This is a genomic window from Nostoc sp. UHCC 0251, assembly GCF_034932245.1.
Taxonomy (GTDB): Bacteria; Cyanobacteriota; Cyanobacteriia; order Cyanobacteriales; family Nostocaceae; genus Nostoc.
In genome coordinates this window covers 1-17,060 of record NZ_JAYGHD010000087.1, presented here as the reverse complement: position 1 = coordinate 17,060, position 17,060 = coordinate 1, and the positions used below count along the sequence as shown (strand labels likewise).

Here is a 17,060-nt window from a genome sequence, read left to right as displayed (position 1 = left end):
TCTGCCTCTTGTCAAGCTACTGGAGGCGGAGCCTACCAGAATGGGTTCCCAGCCTAGAGGCTGGGAACCAGTCAGAGTAAGGGCTGTTTCTTTTCTTAGTGCCATTCCACTCATTAACAAAGTTCTGACCTTCATCCAGGAACAATTAATTACGAATTACGAATTACCATTAACTCCGTTGCCAAATTTTAATTGTTTTATCCAAACTCCCACTGACTAACATCTCGCCGGAAGCTGTGAAAGCTAATGCTGTGACTATATGAGTATGACCTGTAAACGTACCCAGCAATTCTCCACTTTGGAGATGCCATAATTTGATGGTTTTATCAGCACTACCGCTGGCGATTATTTGTCCATCGGGACTTAAAGCGATCGCATATACTCTATCTCTATGTCCTTTAAGAGTATGAAGTAATTCTCCAGTCTCCAATTGCCAAATTTTAATCGTTTCATCCCAGCTACCACTCACGAGCATTTTACCATCTGCACTAATCGCCAAGGAACGAACGATGTGAGAATGACCCATTAGAGTATGCAGCGGTTGTGCGTCTTTTAAATTTTTGACTCCCATCAAAAGTGAAGTTTGCCAGACTTTAATTTTGCGGTAGCTACCTGTCACCAGAGTTTCCCCGTCTCGACTTAAAACTAGGGAATGAGCAGCTGTATCATCTAAAGAGAGTGCGATCGCAACCTGACGTTGCATCAAATCCCAAAACAGAATTTTTCTGTCATCGCCGCCAGTAGCTAACATTCTGCCATCTGGGGTGAAAGCAGCGCACCGCACTACCCCATTATGTTTGTGCAAAATATCTATCAAGTCTAAAGCGCCTACGTGCCAAAGCTTAATTGTGGAGTCTGCACCGCAACTCACTAAAGTCTGTCCATCTGAACTAAAAGCCAGGGAATTTACTTCATCCACCAGCCCAGATATCACCCAAGGGTACTCTGATAATGTATCTATTAACTCACCCTTGCTTAAATCCCAAAGCTTCGTCTCTCCCCGACTACCACTTGCCAAGATGGGTAAAGCTTTGCCATTCTTACACCCGGAACTGAAAGCTAGGCAATTAATGCCTCTGTTGTGACCTTGTAAAGTCTGCCAACATTCCCAGTCACCTACTATACCCTTAAGGCAATGCTCTGATGGTAGAGTCTTTATTGTATCTGCGATCGCCTTCTCATTAATTACTGGCGACGTATCTTTTTTACCAACAAGTGATTCTAAATACCAACTCAACCCCCCCGCATACAACAAGTTACTCGGATTAATGTAGAGTTTTGGTTCAGTAAGTTCAATTTGATTTGCAGGTAAAAAGCCTGCAATTATGCTCTGTTTCTCGTCGTATCCTAGCTTACCTGTAGATGGATAAAACAAACATAGAAAAATTAATACTTGGTGCTTTCTTAAATCTTCTTGAGTAACTGACCACCTAATTTTGTCTTTCTTAATACCATTAAAACTTTCTCCATCAGCAACATAAACTTGAACACTTAGCTGAGGATTATCTTTTAGGACATAAGAAAATTTGCTTTCGCCACACAAATTTCCCTCATCATCTAAAACCATGTTTTGCAAGGTATCTTGTGATACCTTTTTTACCAACTTCCCCAAACGTTCAGTTATCACGCCGTCAACAATATGCTCCCGCAAAAGATAATCTTGGGCTTGTTCCTGGAAGTATTTGGGAAAAGGTATCGTCCAGTCAGGAGGCTCAGGATATTCAGGCGGCGTCGGCGGCGGATTCTTGGCGAGAACTTCTGCTTGTTGGCGAGAAAGTTCTTGGAGTCTTGCCAATGGCTCGCCCCAAAAAGCCATAATTTCGGTGTGACAACCTTTAACTTGACTTTCCAGCAGAGATAAGTCATAAGTTTTAGGTTTTTTCACACGTTGAAGGAAATCAGCTTGTTGAGCTTTGAGTAAGCTAATCCAATCCATCTGCATTCCTGCGGCAAACTATTGCATACCTACGGTAAGCTATACCAATGCAATTACTCAAGTTTATAACCTTAAATAATTAAAAATTCAGTAATGTTAGTAGTCTAATAAAATACAGCCATTGGCAGATATTTCCCGGAAAGATAGAGATATATAGCACTTAGACATTTCATAAACTGATGCAGTTGAAGTATATAGAATTAAATGATGTCAGTCAATTTTAACGGAGATGGAGAACGAGATACTGTTTCCCTAGAAACATTTATAGCTGCAAAGGAAAGTTTAATCTGAGAGGGATTTTCAAGGTTGCCGTAACATTAAGTCAACAAATACTTACACAAAAACAACTCAGTAACCATGATTTTAAGGGAGATTATCTGAAATTGGTATAAATGGTGAACATTGGTTAACTTTAACAAGTGGTGGGGGTTTCAGTCCCCTGCTTCTATCAAGCAGCGCGTATGTTAGTCGGGGTATAAATCCCCGGACGCTCTCTACGAGACGCTGCGCGAACGCAGACTCGCTCTAAGCGAAGCGGGGCGTAGCCCATTGCGAATTGCGAATTGCGAATTGTTTTAACCTTTGCGTTTTGGTTGTCTGGGTGTGGTACTTAGATCAGAAGAGTCACCAAAGGTATCTCTTGCCTCAATCTGTTTAATTTTCATTTGCAAATTTAAGTCATCACTGCTAACAATTGTTTCTAAATTCGCTAATCTTTGCTCTAACAGTTCTATTTGCTGTTGTTGCAAATAGTTAATTTTTGATTTTTGCTCATCAGAACGCCAAACAGCAACTGTGCCAACGGCTGCGCCACCAATAGCAACCAAAGGAAGAATAGCACCGCTTCTAGTAACGGCAGATAGTGGGACGCAAACTCCGAGAATAGCGACTGTAATTACCCAGATTCTTGTGGTGGCAGATAATCTGACATCTTGGTATGGTTCTAAATTTGTTTGAGATTTTTTAGGCATAAGTAAATTCAAAGAAAAGTTATTTGCTAGATTGCCACAATTGCTTACCAAAATACTTCCTACAATTGGGTTAAGTATAATTGCTCTAATAAAAATGACAGTTCGTGCTTTTTTCCAAGCTGCTAAAGTCGAGGGTTTCCAGTCCCCTTACGATACCATTCACCTGAAAGTTCTCTATCCAGTAGAGATGTCGGGGCATAAACTAGAAAAAAATATCGGAATTATGCCAGTTGATCAAGAAAAGGCACCTTTTCCAGTTGTAATTTTCTTCAATGGCTTTAACTGTGATGCTCAACAATACCAATGGCTAGCGGTTAAACTCGCTGAACGTGGGCTAGTGGTGATTCTCTTTAACTGGATTGCGGAAGTTAGGTCAGGAATAATTAGTCTGAATCCAGGGGTTGATTTTGAAAAGCTAAAACCAACAATTTATCGTAGTGTTCCCACCGCATTGGCTTTGCCAACACTGCTAGCGAAAGTGGAACAGTTACAGTCTGAGGGTATTTTAGCTGGAATGCTTGATCTACAAAGAATAATTTTAGGTGGACACTCGGCAGGTGGTAGAGTTGCGATCGAAAATGCTGATCCTCATTTTTTCCCTCAAGTTGCAGGGTCTTTTGGTTATGGTTCACACACAATGGGAGCGTTATTATTGGGGTACGAAGCAGGTACTATCTTACCCTTACCAGACTCCCTACCACTTCTACTGATGGGAGGAACCTGCGATGGAGTGATTGCTTACAGCAGCGATCGCTACGGTGTAAGTCCTGGAAATGCTACTACCTCAGTCATCCGTACATTCCAAGAAGCAATTACTGGCGGACGAAATGATAGCTATCTGGTACTTCTGGATGGGGCAAATCACTTTTCGATAGTTGATCAGCTAGACTCTACCCTAAATACACCCTTGTTGGACTTTCCCGCCACCCAACCCCAAGAAACCTTCCGTTTGCTGATGGGTGAAATCATTAGTTTGTTTATTGACGCTCATGTTCGCCATCAACCAGAAGCATCTCAGTCGCTTGAGCAATTATTAAGTGCTGCCAATCCTCTGATAAAATCCTTTGAGCGTAAATAGTTAATCTTATGACAAGTGCATCTTACATTTTTCTGGCTGGAGCAAGTCGCGGTGTTGGTCGAGAAATTGCTCAATATCTCACAGCGCAACAGCTAAAGGTCAAAGCACTCCTGAGAACAGCAGCAGTTGCTACCGAACTAGAAAACATCGGTATTGAGGTAGTTCTAGGAGATGCCTTAAATGTTGGCGATGTAGAACGCGCAATGTTAACAGATAAACCTATTCACACCGTTATCAGTACAATTGGCGGTTTACCATCAGAGGGAGAAAGGGCAGATTACCCTGGTAATAGAAATCTGATTGATGCAGCAGTTAAAGCTGGAGTACAAAAATTTATTCTTGTGTCTTCCATTGGTGCTGGTAATAGTGTTGTTGCTCTGTCACCCCAAGTTTTAGCAGCGCTGGGAACAGTTTTAGTTGAGAAAGACAAAGCTGAACAACACTTAATTGCCAGTGGACTCACCTATACAATCATCCGCCCAGGTGGACTAAAGTCAGAACCAGCAACGGGTAATGGCGTTTTGACTGAAGATCCGCAGATTAGTGGTAGCATCAATCGTGCAGATGTCGCGCAGTTAATTGGTCGCTGTTTAAATAGCGAACGCACCAATAATAAAATTTTCTCAGCGATAGACCGAAATATGCAGTTTGGGCAAAGAGAATTTGCAGAATTTACTTTGGACTAATTTAAGCACGCCAGCGGAGTATCTGATCCTTGACAGGGTTGACAAATTCTCGTTTTTCAGCGACAGATCGAGCATACTCCCGCTTCAACTGGTAATACCACTGCGCCTGCATATCTGAGTCTTTAATCAGCCGTAGCACAGGATTATATTTCAGGCCAATCTGCTGTTTTTCCACAACCGTTCGGTCTTGTCCCAGGAAAGTTTGTGCTAGGACATGTAGCAGTGGCTTGAAAAATCCCACCCAAGGAAGTGTCGAATAAAGAACAAAATTTACCTCAGTTTCTGTGTCTGAAATGGGTGTAACTGCCGTTAAATTAACGACTCGATGGTTGCCAATGGTGGTTTCTTCAATTCTGACTCCAGGTAAACGAAAAGAAATCTCCGTTTCTGGCACACCACCGCCAATCAGCAAGTACAATCGACCCCCGTTTGCTGGTAATCGGTGTCGTCGCATCGTGAAACCGTAGGGCGAAGCATCAAATTGCTTTACTTCCTCATGCAATTGCTCATTTCGCCACCACCAAGCGCGATGAACATAGGGTGAATGAGCAGGGTCCATCAGACCTACCACTGCATGATCCACAAAACAGGGGAATTTCATTATCTCAACAAACTGGGGCGATCGCTCATCAAACCCTGGAATTACCGGAATCTCCATCTCAGAAGCAGGTTGAGGGTTATCGGGATCAGCCATATATATCCAGATATTCCCTTGAGCTTCCCGGACTGTATATGACTGTACATCAAAGCGCCTCAAATCCATCTGCTGCTCCTCCACAAGAGAAGGTATCGCAGTACAGCGCCCAGCCGGGTTAAAGCGCCAACCGTGATAACAGCATTCCACTTCCTGCCCATCGAATCTACCACAACTCAATGGCACACCGCGATGTGGGCAAATGTCCGTCATCGCAGAGACTTTACCATCCTGGCTACGGACTAGCAGCACTGGTTCTCCCAAGAAAACACGGCTGATCATCATACCTGGCTTGATCTGATTACTAGGCAGAGCATAGTACCAAGTATTACGTAATACAAAGTTATCGTTATTTTTCATAACTATTTGCCTCTGCCTTTGACACAACGAAAGCCCTGATTTGTGGAAAGGAAGATTATACTTAGAAACATTCTTTCAGGTTTTTAACTGCTGTGGGTAAATTCAACTGATACATTTATTGGTCGCGTCTGTAATTCTCTCAGATTTAGGTTGTGGAAGGATTACAGGTGCGAAGTTGGATTATTCGCCAGAAATTTGGAAAAATACCGTTCTTTTACGCGGCCCATCCAACTCAAAAAACAACACAGATTGCCAAGTTCCCAAAGCTAATTTACCATCCACAATGGGAATTATCTCACTAGTGGTCAGCATCATTGCCATTAAGTGAGAGTGAGCATTAATCGGTTCGTCTTCTGGGACATCTCTTAAATGCAAGTCATTATGCAAGTAACTGTCTGATTCAGGTGCTAGTTTTTGCAAGAACGCTTTTATATCTTCTAACAATCTGACTTCATTTTCGTTAATAGCTAAAGCTGTCGTTGTGTGTCGAGAAAATACTAAAACTTGTCCATTTTTAATTGATGTTGAAGCCAGAAAGTCTTTAATTTGTGATGTTATATTATGAATATTAATTTTTGGTTCAGTTTCAATTTCTATTAACTTATTAATAATTGGCATCTCTTCAATTTTATATTTGGAATTATCGACGAGGTACGCCAACACAGTCTAACGCCCTTATAAATTAAATATCAACTCCCAACAGACGCGATTAATCGCGTCTCTACAAAACAGACGCGATTAATCGCGTCTCTACAAACTTCTAACTATAGTTTCCAAACCTTGCACTAATCTTTCTATACCTTCTTTTGCTGTCTCTTTTTGCAGCGCCCCATAGGCAACGCGTAGGTAGCATCCGTCATCTATACCAAAGGTTGTACCTGGAATGACTGCTATTTTGTGTTCCTGGATTAGTCTTTTAACTAACTCAAAAGCGTCCATCTGAGTATTAACTTTGAGAAAAAAATAGAAAGCGCCATTGGCGGGTGTAATGCTACATAAACCTTGTAAGCGGTTAAGGGAGTCGAGTACTACTTGGCGAACTTGAGATATTGCACCTATATTACTCTGTAAATACTCCGCTTTTGCTTGCAATGCCCCTAAAGCTGCATATTGGGAAATTACTGGCGGACAAATCAAAATTGTATCCTGGACTTTTTTGACAGCGACAAATAAGTGTTTGGGAATCACCATGTAGCCAATGCGCCAACTGGCAAAACCGTATGCTTTGGAAAGGCTAAATAGAGAAATGGTGTATTCACTATTACCAAATGCACCAGGTGAAACGTGCTTTACCCCGTTATAGGTAAAGTATTCATAGGCTTCATCGCTGATGTGGTAAATACCGCGAGTGCCTTCGGCACAGCTTCGCTGAACGCCACAAATTTGATTTACTTGATGCAATGCTGCTTTTGAATAGACAACTCCAGTGGGGTTATTTGGTGAAATTGTAACCACAGCCCGCGTTTTGGGAGTAATTGCTTGAGCGATCGCATCTGGGCGTAATTGGTAATTTTCATCCGTCGCCACTAACACTGCACGACAACCAGCCATTGCGATCGCCATTTCGTGGTTGAAATAGTAGGGCGTATTCAAAATAATTTCATCGCCTGGGTTAGTGATCGCAAGAATGGCATTCATAAATCCCATATTGCTCCCCGCTGTCACGACGATGCAATTTTCCCCATTCATTTCAATGCCGTTGAAGGTTTGCAATTTTTCTGCAAGTGCTGTCAGCAACGGGGGAATTCCTTCAACTGATTTGTATAAATTATTAGTTGGTTCGGCTAAAAATTTTGGTAAAAGTTCTATCGCTTCTGGTGGTGGATTGTAAAAAACAACACCTTGCCCTAGAGAGATTGTTCCAGGAGAGTTTTTAATCAGTTCCCCAACCACAGGAATAATTGGCGACTGTACCGCCTGCATACGAGAGGTTAGGGATTCCATATTTTCTTGCCTATCTACCTACCTGGCTTTAGTATCTCTTAATGTGGAAGACATGGAAAGTTCCTTTGTGATAGATTCCCACACTTTCAATACGCTTCGGTTAATATGTTTGTCTTTTAGAGATCCCCCCAACCCCCCTTAAAAAGGGGGGCTTTTTTTGATATCTACTCCCTTTTTAAGGGGGTCGCCGCAGGCGGGGGGATCTTATCTGAACTGCAACAATGTGGGAATATATCACCAAAATGATTAACCTGATTTGCGATTACCCAAAAATTTAGTCAATCGAAATCTGTTGAGGCCCACTTGCTTTACCATTATGTACGTCTGTTGTGGTGCTGGTGTAACTATTGGGACGGATCTGTTGATCCAACCAGCTTTTTACAGGATCTTCTGCAAGATTCAGCCGAAGCACACCAGAGAATAACCCACCCACAAATGAGACTGGATGCTGGATAAATTCTTTGAATATAGGTGACAATTCATCAATGAACATTTAGAGACTCCTGGCGATGCCATAAAAATTATTACTTCTTAATGATCGTAACCTGTTGAGCAATATATGGTTGGCGATAACGAAGAGACAGGGGGAAGAAAGAGGAATTGGAGCAGGGGGTAAGGGGACAAGGTGAAGAACTCTATCCTGCTCGTCTGCCTTTTGTTCAACTCGAACAACAAAATTCCCGACCTCTTCCTAAAGAAGTCGGGAATCTGAGTTTGCTGCATCAACCTACAGAGAATCTATAAACTGCTGTACTTTTTCCAGGAGTGGCTGATGTTCGATTTGCTCTGCTAACTCTTGGGCGTTTTGGTAGCACGATCGCGCCATTTTTTTGCGTTTTGTTGTGGCGTAAAGGCTTCCCATATTCAGCAAAGTTGAAATTTCTCCCAGTCCATCGCCGAGTTGTTGATAAATCGCAATGGCTTGTTTGTAAAATTTCATTGCTTGCCGATGCTCTGCCAGCGTGCTGTAGGTAAAACCAATGTTATGAAGCGTTGTTGCCTCACCAGAGCGATCGCTGATTGCTCGACGTGTCAAAAGAACTTGATAGTAGAGCAATAGTGCATGTTTCGGTTTTCCTAAATCACTATAGATTGAGGCAATATTATTCAAAGTGGTTGCTTCACCAATCAAATTCTTGATTGCTCGTTGAATTGGAAGCGCTGCTTGAAAAAATTCTAGAGCTTCCTCAAACTTACCTAAGACGTTATAAGCAAACCCAATACCATTTAGCGTTGTTGCTTCACCAGAAAAGTCACCTAACAATCGCCGCATCTTCAAAATTTGGTGTTGTAGCAACAGCGCCCGTTTCGGTTGTCCTAAGCGAGTATAAATTAGGGCTACATCATTAAGAGTAGAAATTTCACTTTGAGTATCTTGCGATCGCCTAAAGATTGGTAGTGCTTGATCAAAATATTCCAACGCCTGAGAAAAGCGCCCAAGGCGGCTGTAGGTAGAACCCAAATTGCTAAGTGCAGTTGCTTGTGCTGGCGCGTTGCCAATTTCAACAGCAACCAAAAGCGCCTCATGAAAGTGCTCTAATGCTATTTGAGGTTGCCAGCAACTGAGGTGAGCTAAACCAAGGTCGTTTAATGTATAACCTTCTCTGGCTCGGTCTGGAATTGATCTAGCCAAGTGTAAATTCTTGGTTGCAAGATCGAGAGACTCTTGGAATTTCCCCCGCTGGTAGTAGCGGCTTGCTTCGTCACGACGTTGTTCCCATTCTTTGACTTGATTTAAAGGTTGCGTCATCTGGCCTCAGTTACATTCTGCAATAAATGGCAGGACATCTTTAGGAATAAACTTCTCTTAGTTTTCCCAAATTTTAACCTTAATCTTCTATCTTTAGATATAAGACTTTAAAATAAAAGTATGGTATTGTTTCATACTTACAGGCACATGCATGACGCAATTAATACAAATACCCGCGAAAAACTTACCAAGCTTCGGTCGAAGGTACATCGCTACCTGCTACTCCAGCAATCAGCAAGTCGCCATCCTGCGCTAAGACTTCCACAAGACACTGAAATCCCTGCGCTCAATTAATTGCAAAGGAGTGGACAAACGGTGTACACACAAATCGATTCTTTGTAGAGACGGCGATTTATCGCGTCTCTCTAACGTGTCAGTTTTTAGACGCGATAAATCGCGTCTCTACATGAGGGGTTTCTGGCTTATCCCAAGCGTATTGGGATAGGACATAAATTGATGTTATTTAATTCTTATTACTTAAGGCATAACGTAGCGAATGCCATTCGTTGGAAGCTCACCTTAAACTGATTCTGAAAATTGCTCATCAAGACGGCGAAACAAAAACACCCAAAGTGGTAGAGAACTATTAATTGCAATCAGCCGCACTAAATGACCAGTTGTGACAATTTCAACATTATGATTCAATGTCAGGGAAACCAGAATCATTTCTGCTGATCCTCCTGGTGCTGTGACTAGCAGACAAGTTAACCAGTCCCAAGAGGTTAATTGCATTGCAAGCATAGCAGCGATCGCGCCAGCTACGAGGGTCATCCCCACAGATATCAATGCATAGCCAATAGTTCGCTTCCTAAAGTTGGGTTTGTCTCCCCAATACTCACCAATAGTAATTCCCAAGAGCATTTGGCCCAATAAGTTAATTAAAGGCGGCGGACTAAAGCTAATATCAGCTACAAAAGGCAGCCAATGTAGCAAAGGATTAAACCCGATACCAATCAACAACGCACCAAAGAAATCGCCAGCGGGAATTTTAAATAATATAGCTGGATAAACTACTAATCCAGTGATTACCAGTACTAACAAGAGTAATTCTAGTTGAGATGGATCGAAATTGAACCAAGGAGCCTTGATTGGAAGTGTTTGCGGATAGTAATTACCTGCGGATGTCTTAGCTATGAAAGGAATCAGAACAACTACAGAGGTGACGCGAATCGCCTGAACTAAGGCAACTAAACTTACATTTTTATTGTAATCGGCGGCGATCGCTGCCATAATTCCTACACCACCAGGAACTGTAGCTAGCATTGCTGTCAACAGGTTGATTTGGCTAAGGCGCGAGTAGATATAACCAATACAGCTTCCACTCAGCAGCAGAAACAAGGTAAGAAAAATAAATATGGGAATACCAGAAACAACACTAGCGAGATTACCGTGGGTGTTAGAAGCGCCGACAGTTAAGCCTACAAGTGCCATTCCTACTTTTCTTGCGGTGCGGTTAGGTTGGGGGGAATATTGATAAAAAACTCGACACCCTTGAAGAACCAATGTACCAGCGGCAATCCCGCCAAATATCCAGGCAATCCTACCAATTTGGAACTTTGCCAGGAGTAAACCCAGAGGTAATGCTAGAAGCATTTCCAAAACCAGGACAATTAATTGCTTTGTAAATAGCTGTTGTTTGGTAACAAGAGGATTTTCATGAGTGTGTTCTTCCAGGCTGGGAGCAACACTTAGGCTTTGATTCATCTATACAAGCTTTTTTATTAATTTAACTTATGTACTCAAGCTAATGCGATCGCATAAGAGGCTCAGTTCTCAATTTACACAAAAATTGCTATAGAGAGAGGATAGGGGCACAACAGCAGTTGTACCCCTAAAAATAATTGGTATTCCTTTCAATGGTTCAGCCGTTTAATCTTCGTCAAGGGCTGGGAAAGCTTCCTCAAGCTGCCACAACCTATCTTTATTTTCAACGAACCAAATACGAGTTTCTGGAGTTAATTTACTCCAAATGTCTTCAACAGGGATGTGAGGAGATGCATATTGGTACTGCTGACCAAGTGATTTGAGATTGTCTGCCACATCACGGGGAATTCCGAATTGTTCCCAGTCAACTGTTATGTGTCTTCCCGAAACTCCGGCTGTGGGGTCGAAAACCAGTTGTGCTGATCTGACTAAATCAGCAAAGTGTTTCGGCTTGAGTTTGGTAATCTCCTGAATTTGGAGTGATTCGTTATGCTCTTGAGACATTATCGCCGCAGTGGTAAAGATTAGTGATTCAGTTGAACTTACTGCCAGAGATTTTTATCCCAATATTTTTACTGTAGCGCAGAGCCACTAACTTGAGCATCACTTAACCACACAAAGAGTTTGAGCAAATTGTTTAAGGTAAACAAACTTCCGTTAAGTGTACTATAGCAGTCCTAAATCAGTCGTGAACAATAAGATCCCCGACTTATTTAAGAAGTCGGGGATCTGAGTCTCTCAATTTTCACAACTCATTTAAGTCCTTACTACGAACGTCTCGATTTTAGTGACGAGTGTAGGAACGCTCAAAGTGAGTTTTGAGTCTTTGTGCTATAGCAGACATTACAACTGCTGCTACAGAAAGCGATATTGCTGCAATTCTAATTCTAGAATCATCCGCAAGTATCGCTACAGCAGCTAGAGCGATCGCTACCCCTATACAACTTTGCTTAACCCTATTTGTAACTTGATAAGCTCGATTGCAAGAACTACAAATAAGTGTGTGTCGTGAAAATCTGTCTAGCAAAACTGGCTTTGAATTCAACTCACCATTCTCAACATTTTTCCATGTAGAATAGCCGTGATAAAAAGGCAAAGATGACCCAAATTTATCTAGCCATTTGCGGTACTCAACTACTAATGTGTCAGATGTTTTCAGCGGTAAATATAATTCTTTGAGACTTGTTTGTAAACGCTCAATTTCTGACTGTTGTCCTGCAATGAGAGGTAAATCCTGCTCTAATATTTTGTTGGTATTTAAGTGATCAAGCCAGCGTGGTCTTAGCTTGACTCCCCAAGTCATGAAATTACGATAACCTCTAGCTAGAAGACGGCATCGCCCTTTGCCTAAAGGAATCGAATACAAAGCTAGTCCAAATGTCCAGCCTTTATCTTCAATATAAGCAGTGTTCAGCACAAGACTTGGAGCAACAAAATCAATATATTTCCAGGCTTCATTTGATTTGTTAGTTCCTCGCCACTTACCTCGAATTCCCTGAACCGAACTTTCTAGCACTTCCATTTCTAATGGCTGGGCATTTTTGCGATTACTACCACCCCTAGTGCCATGATGACTAATAGCAACATGAGCCGGATCGATGACGTTCTCTACTAGATATGTTTGGTCATAAGGCAGATCCAATATAAAGTCTGTATGCACGAATCCTGGCTTATCTAAATCTGGCAGAATTGGGATATTTTCATCAACAGCAGTTTCTTTTTCGCCAGCCCACACCCAAATCATGCCTTGACGTTCCACAACCTTAAAGGATGGTACGCAAGCATTGGCTGGAATTTTTGCATCTGCTGGTAATTGGGGAATGTGCAGACATTGACCATCACTGCCAAACTGCCAACCGTGATATAAACACTCAATTTTGCCGTCAATAATTTGTCCTTCGGAAAGTTTAGCTGTACGGTGAGGACAACGATCTGTTAAACAGATAAACTGTCCATCTTTGTTTTTGAACAAAACCAAGGGTTCATCGTACAGGGAAAAGCTATGAGGGCAGTTGCTAGGCAAGTCTTGCACAAAGGTGACGGGATACCAGCATTGCCTCCAGTTAAATTCTTGCTTTTCCTCAAGTTCCTCAAAAGTAGAAGTTGGTGGTGTTGCCTGTAGTGTCTCTGTTTCTAATGACATAATTTCAGATTCATTCCTACGGGAAAAGAATTGTTATAAGCAAAGCTAAAAAGCGACAATTACTTGCGATAATTATTTAATAGCTTAGTTGTTATATTAGTAATTTTTTCCGGTAAAGAAACTTCCCTGTGAGATCCTTTTGCTTTAGATGGTTGTTTCTCCACAAAGCTTAAATAATCTAAATCAACAAGTTCTTCAGATGTAAACTGTTGCGGAGAGCGCCATAGCTTAGGATTCACTTGCTCATGGTTAAATCTTTTGCCTACACAACCTAAGCAATGAGAACAAGATTCTAAAGGTTTTTCCGAATTTAAGTAAGCTAATAACTGTTCAAAAAAATCTCCAGAGTCAGTAATTTTAATTCCGTCATTTTGGAGATTTTCTTTTTGGATAACTTTCGGAATAAACACAGATTGGGGGCATTTATAAAGATATCCTTCTGAGACAGTATGACATCGCCAAACATGAGCTACAGCACAAGTTGAATAAATTTTTTGGACTAATTCTGTATTTTCTGTGCCTAATTCGGAATAAGATTCGCGGAAGTCATCCCAATAAGAAGACTCTAAAATTGTTTTAGAGTCTTTAGCTTTTTGCTTCAATGTTTTTAAAGTTTCAGGATTTATGGGTTTACTTGGATAAAGGGAAATTTCTATAGCATCAATTTTTTCCCAAAACAGATCCGATGCTTTTGAAAGTAAATGACCATTCGTAATCATTTTAACAAACTTAGTTATACCTGATGCACGAACTGCTTCAATTACTTGAATTATATTAGGATGTAATAAAGGTTCTCCCCCGACTAATTTAACTCCTCTTGGAATATAGGATTTGGATAAAATAGAAAGATCCCTGTATATCTTTTCTGGATCAGCAATATATTTGGGAACAGTTGGGGATAAATGGGTACAACCACGGCATGATAAATTACAATGGTGAACTACATTAATTTCACAATATCTTCCTGTATCAATTTTATTGTTTGATATCGTGTACATTGTTACTCCTACTTAAAATTCTGTTAAATTGTGACTATGTTCTATATAGGCACAATGTCATTCTTCTTAAAATCAAACTATTTTGCAAGACTTGGAAGATACAGAATATATATAAGGAGTAGCTAAAAGCTTAAGCTTACATTATTAGTGGCATGGGTACGCTCATAGAACCGAATTTCTTTGTTGCAAAGATTTTTGGAAATAGGATAAGTAATCGCACAGAATCATTTACACATGATTTTCCAGTCTAGATAAGGATTTCATACCTTAATTTTGTGTAATTAATTTTGTTTAACTACTTAAATTTGTGCGATTAGGCACAAAAAGATTTGCATCATCTACGTTTGCTTGATGTCAATCCTCATAATTTAGGGAAGCTATTGACCTTTTTTTAATTAAAAGTTAAAAATTAGTGAAGAATAATTTTTAATTAATTAATTTTGGGTACAAGCCCCCACTAAATATGCAGCGTTAGCGAGTCCACGAGCGTCTTGCAATTTTTAATTTTACATTTTCAATTTTTAATTGGAGCGAAGCGACTTGACCTCAGCTACTCATTTTCGATCAGAACTGTAACAGCAGCGATCGCAATTAACATTTCATCATTTTTATCATTGAGTTCGGGAATCGCCCGCCCTTGAACTACCATTCCCCCAGATTCTACGGTGAGAGTTTTCTGGCCAAATGGTAGGACAGCGAGTACTTCTTCTTCTCTAACTTGTTCTGGGTATGGTACTGCTACCTGAACCTCTATAATCATTTCATTGGGGTGATTTAAACCTGCGACTTCCCAAACACCAGGTAAAGCATTGTGAGCGATCGCATTTCGTACTGCCCTAGATGCTGCTACTGTCGGTTCTTGTCCATGCTGATCTATTCCCATCCCCATCTCGATAATTAATCGTTTACGTGCCATTACTACCTCCGGTAAATTCTGCACCTATAAATCAGGAGTCAGAAGCCAGAATCTAAAGTTATCTGAATACTGACTTTTGACTCCCCAAGAGAGAGCATATATATTGTGTGCGGCCTTCTGGGGAGAAGGTAAGATTAGTGAAAGATTTTGATTAGTTTTGGAACTTCTGCTGGCTAAGGTGCTTTAGAGCAGACGATGCAAGCGGCTCAGACGTTCTGAGTGACTTTTCATCACCTTTAAGGCAAACACTGGTGTTTCTTGAACGGCAAAGAGAAACTTTTTCTCATCAAGGAAACCCAGTTTGGTATCCTCCTTGGCAACAGCTGTATAAGTTCTATTTTCGACTCCTACGAGTACCCCGACACCAAAAACTTCGCCTGTATCAATGGTTTCTACAACCTTGCCATTGACTAATATATCCACTTTTCCTTCCAGAATGCCGTACATTTCATTACCAGGCTGTCCTTCTTCAAAGATGACTTGACCTGCTGAAAATACTTTAGGGTCGGGTTGTTTTTGAAAGATACTGACTGTAACTACAGGACTTAGCATTAGAGCAACCCCAAAATTATTGGTTTTTAGACGAAACTTTTGGATAGCTTTACGCGAACCCACAAAAGTATACTACTTTCTGCTCCCTTGTTTTACACGTTGTCTCTAACACTGGGTTTTGCTTTAAGTTTTCTCTCAACAGTGGTTAAATGCGGGGTGGGGTGACGTGGATCTTAGGGACTTCCAACTAAAAAAATATCCCATCGCTTTGGCGAGCAGGGGGTGCAGGGGGTGCAGGGGAAGCAGGGGAGGAAGAATCTAACGATCATCTTCGCTCCCAAAATTGAATAATTTAATTTCTGGAAATCCCTTAACGACTGACGCATGTATTCTGTTTCGATAAATTTCTTAACCCAAGCGTATTGCCCCATACCGTCACAAGTTCCTCAAATTGTTTTCTTATAAATATAAGTAAAAGATAAGTGAAAGCGATCGCCAATGAGTAAACGTTCTCGTCATCAGTAGCTAAAAGCTTGAGCAAAATAGTTTGGAGGTAAACTAATATGTTTCAGAAAATACTAGTTGCATTAGATACATCCACTAGCAATAGGAGTGTGTTTGAGAAAGCACTTACCTTAGCGAAGGCTTTACAAGCTAACTTGACATTGTTGCATGTACCATCGCCAGAAGAAGAAGGAAGCCCAGATATTTCTTTACTGTCTAGCTCTGAATATTATGTGGGGCTAGGAATGAGTACCGAAATTTTGGAGATACAGCAAAAGCATTGGAAAAACTTCCTTGAGCAGGGACTAGAGATGTTGCGATCGTTTACAGATGAAGCAATTAGTAGTGGTGTTAGTACTGAATTTTCTCAAAAGCCAGGTAGCCCTGGTAGCATCATCTGTGAATTTGCCCGTAATGGCAAATTTGACTTAATTGTAATTGGGCGTAGGGGTCGCTCTGGTCTGTCTGAGTTATTTTTAGGTAGTGTCAGCAATTACGTCCTTCACCATGCCTCTTGTTCAGTCTTGACTGTACAGCATCCTCTTAGTGCAAGTAAAACTGAAACTGCACAGCTAGAGGAAGTAACACCATCCATTTAATATCGTGTCCGGCTAAGGACTTATCATTTAGAACGCAGTTCTTGCAGGGAGCAGGGAGCAGGGGGAAAGAGGCTTTTCCGATTTTTGCACAGATGTGCTAATTATAAGTGATTAACCGCACTTGATATAACTGCTACTTTTGCAGATTATTGCAGATATGGTATCAGAAGTGGTGTGGAACTAAGGCAATCAGCTAGTTCAGCCGTTATTGGTGTCAATAGACATCTGGTGAAAATGAATGTAGAGACGTTGCAATGCAACGTCTCTACAAGGGTTTCAGGTAAC

Annotated in this window: 16 protein-coding genes; 3 read left to right on the top strand and 13 right to left on the bottom strand. The window is 41.1% G+C overall.

The window, feature by feature from the left end; translation table 11 throughout:
- Positions 1 to 169 precede the first annotated feature (169 nt).
- Together VB740_RS12350 and VB740_RS12345 are read right to left on the bottom strand one after the other, a co-directional pair.
- A complete protein-coding gene (locus VB740_RS12350; protein WP_323200293.1) occupies positions 170 to 1,942 on the bottom strand; it encodes a WD40 repeat domain-containing protein in 1,773 nt (590 codons plus the stop codon).
- Positions 1,943 to 2,511: 569 nt separating this feature from the next.
- Positions 2,512 to 2,907 carry a hypothetical protein gene (locus tag VB740_RS12345; RefSeq protein WP_323200292.1) on the bottom strand — a complete coding sequence of 132 codons (396 nt, stop codon included), beginning with the start codon at positions 2,905 to 2,907 and terminating at the stop codon, positions 2,512 to 2,514.
- A 94-nt stretch (positions 2,908 to 3,001) separates the two neighbouring features.
- Here VB740_RS12345 and VB740_RS12340 point away from each other — a divergent pair, with 94 nt between their 5' ends.
- Together VB740_RS12340 and VB740_RS12335 are read left to right on the top strand one after the other, a co-directional pair.
- Positions 3,002 to 3,985 (top strand): dienelactone hydrolase, encoded by a 984-nt coding sequence (locus tag VB740_RS12340; RefSeq protein WP_323200291.1) that lies wholly within the window; start codon positions 3,002 to 3,004, stop codon positions 3,983 to 3,985.
- Between the two features lie 8 nt (positions 3,986 to 3,993).
- On the top strand, positions 3,994 to 4,671 hold the full coding sequence (locus VB740_RS12335) for an SDR family oxidoreductase (protein ID WP_323200290.1): 678 nt from the start codon (positions 3,994 to 3,996) through the stop codon (positions 4,669 to 4,671).
- A 1-nt stretch (position 4,672) separates the two neighbouring features.
- On the opposite strand, the gene VB740_RS12330 is transcribed toward VB740_RS12335, so the two are convergent.
- The 11 genes from VB740_RS12330 to VB740_RS12280 form a co-directional block, all read right to left on the bottom strand.
- A complete protein-coding gene (locus tag VB740_RS12330) occupies positions 4,673 to 5,725 on the bottom strand; it encodes an aromatic ring-hydroxylating dioxygenase subunit alpha (RefSeq protein WP_323200289.1) in 1,053 nt (350 codons plus the stop codon).
- A 180-nt stretch (positions 5,726 to 5,905) separates the two neighbouring features.
- A complete protein-coding gene (locus tag VB740_RS12325; protein ID WP_323200288.1) occupies positions 5,906 to 6,343 on the bottom strand; it encodes a secondary thiamine-phosphate synthase enzyme YjbQ in 438 nt (145 codons plus the stop codon).
- A 132-nt stretch (positions 6,344 to 6,475) separates the two neighbouring features.
- Positions 6,476 to 7,669 carry a pyridoxal phosphate-dependent aminotransferase gene (locus tag VB740_RS12320; protein WP_323200287.1) on the bottom strand — a complete coding sequence of 398 codons (1,194 nt, stop codon included), beginning with the start codon at positions 7,667 to 7,669 and terminating at the stop codon, positions 6,476 to 6,478.
- Positions 7,670 to 7,943: 274 nt separating this feature from the next.
- Entirely contained in the window at positions 7,944 to 8,162 is a 219-nt protein-coding gene (locus tag VB740_RS12315) for a hypothetical protein (protein ID WP_323200286.1), read from the bottom strand.
- A 234-nt stretch (positions 8,163 to 8,396) separates the two neighbouring features.
- Positions 8,397 to 9,419 carry a tetratricopeptide repeat protein gene (locus tag VB740_RS12310; protein WP_323200285.1) on the bottom strand — a complete coding sequence of 341 codons (1,023 nt, stop codon included), beginning with the start codon at positions 9,417 to 9,419 and terminating at the stop codon, positions 8,397 to 8,399.
- A 519-nt stretch (positions 9,420 to 9,938) separates the two neighbouring features.
- Positions 9,939 to 11,123, bottom strand: coding sequence for an AbrB family transcriptional regulator (locus VB740_RS12305; RefSeq protein ID WP_323200284.1), 1,185 nt, complete (start codon positions 11,121 to 11,123; stop codon positions 9,939 to 9,941).
- Positions 11,124 to 11,288: 165 nt separating this feature from the next.
- Positions 11,289 to 11,627 carry a hypothetical protein gene (locus VB740_RS12300; RefSeq protein WP_289797160.1) on the bottom strand — a complete coding sequence of 113 codons (339 nt, stop codon included), beginning with the start codon at positions 11,625 to 11,627 and terminating at the stop codon, positions 11,289 to 11,291.
- Between the two features lie 280 nt (positions 11,628 to 11,907).
- Entirely contained in the window at positions 11,908 to 13,266 is a 1,359-nt protein-coding gene (locus VB740_RS12295) for a Rieske 2Fe-2S domain-containing protein (RefSeq protein ID WP_323200283.1), read from the bottom strand.
- 59 nt (positions 13,267 to 13,325) lie between these two features.
- Positions 13,326 to 14,264, bottom strand: a complete 939-nt coding sequence (locus VB740_RS12290; protein ID WP_323200282.1) for a radical SAM protein — start codon at positions 14,262 to 14,264, stop codon at positions 13,326 to 13,328.
- A gap of 550 nt (positions 14,265 to 14,814) precedes the next feature.
- On the bottom strand, positions 14,815 to 15,180 hold the full coding sequence (locus tag VB740_RS12285; RefSeq protein ID WP_323200281.1) for a Lin0512 family protein: 366 nt from the start codon (positions 15,178 to 15,180) through the stop codon (positions 14,815 to 14,817).
- Positions 15,181 to 15,363: 183 nt separating this feature from the next.
- Positions 15,364 to 15,732, bottom strand: a complete 369-nt coding sequence (locus tag VB740_RS12280) for a Crp/Fnr family transcriptional regulator (RefSeq protein WP_323200280.1) — start codon at positions 15,730 to 15,732, stop codon at positions 15,364 to 15,366.
- 503 nt (positions 15,733 to 16,235) lie between these two features.
- Here VB740_RS12280 and VB740_RS12275 point away from each other — a divergent pair.
- On the top strand, positions 16,236 to 16,775 hold the full coding sequence (locus VB740_RS12275; protein ID WP_323200279.1) for a universal stress protein: 540 nt from the start codon (positions 16,236 to 16,238) through the stop codon (positions 16,773 to 16,775).
- Positions 16,776 to 17,060 lie beyond the last annotated feature (285 nt).